Raw genomic sequence first — 1,644 nt, 5'->3', positions numbered from 1 at the left:
CTGGGGATGGAGGAGCTGTAGCAGTTGGGGTCGCCCAGCGCGCCCGGGTTGTACATGTTGCGGATCGGACCGCGCCCGGCGAGGTTGACCGACTCGCCCACCAGGTAGTCCGGCGGGTCGTTGGGGTTGTTGGCGTAGTGCTCGGTCAGCGCGCCGAAGATGTCACCGGTGGACTCGTTCAGCCCGCCGGCCTCGTTGCCGCTGCCGGCGCCGCCCGAGCCGGAGAACTGGAAGATCGCGTGGCCGTACTCATGGCCGACCACGTCCATCGAGGTCGCCTGACCGTTGTTGGCCTGGTTGCGGCCGAAGTTGGTGTAGGAGCCGTTCCAGTAGGCGTTGACGTCGGTCAGGCCCACCCGCGCCGGGAACGAGCTGCCCGAGCCGTTCGTGCCGTTGCGGCCCAGCCAGTCGCGCAGCATGTTCCACTCGGTCTGCGCGGCGTACATCGCGTCGACGCAGGCGGTCTCCAGGTCGGTGCCCGAGCCGTTGCCCCAGCTGTCGCTGCTCTTGGTGTAGGCGGCGCCGTTCTGCCCGCCACAGCGCAGTCCCGGCCGCTTGGGGTCGGTCATCGAGTACGAGCTGCCGGACCCGGAGGTGTCGATCGTCACCCGGCCGTTGTACTTGCCGTTGCCGGTGCCCTCGCGGACGTCGTCGACGGTGTCGATCACCGACCCGTCCTGGGCGTCCACGTACACGTGCAGCACGCTGGGGCCGCCCTGCTTGGAGGTGCCGGTGACCACGACCTCCCAGGCCAGGCGGGGGTGTCGGTCGTCGCGTGCACGAGCAGGGCGGGCGTGGCCGCCTCCTCCACGGAGGCCAGCTGCGCACGGGCGGTGGCCGTCGCCGCCGCGGCGGTCACCGCGGCCTTGGTGTCGACGTCCACCGTGGCCTGCTGGCCGGTGACGACGGTGTCGACGCTCTGGCCGGTCTTGTCGGTGGCCACGATCACGTCACCGCCGTAGACCGGCAGGCCGCGGTGGGTGCGCTGGTAGGTCAGGTACTGCAGGCCGCGGGTGCCCGCGACGCTGCGCAGCAGCTTGAACTTGTCGTTGCCCGACTTGCGTAGCAGCTTGGACGGGTTCGCGGACAGGGCGTTGTCGGCGCTGGCCCGGGCGTTCCTGCGCTCCTGAGCGTCCGGCGGAGCGAAGGCCGGCGGCGTGGGAGCGGTGGCCTGAGCACCGGCGGCCTTGGCGCCGGTCGCCGCCGAGGCGGCGGGCACCGCCGTCAGCGAGGCGGTGGTCAGGGTGACCGCGGCCAGCACCGCGACGGCCCCCGACCTCATCGTGGGATTCACTCTTGGTGACTCCTCTGCATGGGGGGTGAAAGGTCCGAACAGTCGGACCAGCCCCCAAGCAGACCTCAAGATCACCTGTCAGGAAACCCTCCAATTTTCCATATCTTCGAGATATGGATCAACCTGTCGAAAAACACCAACAGGTACGAAACCCTGCGCTAAATATCGAAGCCCGGTATGTAGCGGGCGCTATGGCGGCGTGTCCGTTCACAACCTGGGCGGGCGGCCTGGATGGCCGCCCGCCCGTTCATCGATCAGATTCGCTGGTCACGGTTGTTACAGCCGGCCCCACAGGGCGGGAACGATCGGCGGCTCCCAGCCGGGCAGCGAGGTGTGCGACTGGATGCACC

Annotated in this window: 3 protein-coding genes; all 3 read right to left on the bottom strand. The window is 69.2% G+C overall.

Annotated features, from left to right (window positions below; translation table 11 throughout):
* A partial coding sequence (locus Mth01_RS30050) for a M4 family metallopeptidase (protein WP_239090093.1) occupies nt 1-740 on the bottom strand: 740 nt, incomplete at its 3' end.
* Nucleotides 665-1,294 (bottom strand): hypothetical protein, encoded by a 630-nt coding sequence (locus tag Mth01_RS30045; protein ID WP_239090092.1) that lies wholly within the window; start codon nt 1,292-1,294, stop codon nt 665-667. The genes Mth01_RS30050 and Mth01_RS30045, both read right to left, overlap by 76 nt.
* 276 nt (nt 1,295-1,570) lie before the next feature.
* Nucleotides 1,571-1,639, bottom strand: coding sequence for a hypothetical protein (locus Mth01_RS30525; RefSeq protein ID WP_407695988.1), 69 nt, complete (start codon nt 1,637-1,639; stop codon nt 1,571-1,573).
* Nucleotides 1,640-1,644 lie beyond the last annotated feature (5 nt).

It is taken from the genome of Sphaerimonospora thailandensis, from assembly GCF_016863115.1.
GTDB classification, from domain to species: domain Bacteria; phylum Actinomycetota; class Actinomycetes; order Streptosporangiales; family Streptosporangiaceae; genus Sphaerimonospora; species Sphaerimonospora cavernae.
Note: the sequence above shows the minus strand (reverse complement) of the source record. Positions and strands in the feature narration are given on the sequence as shown.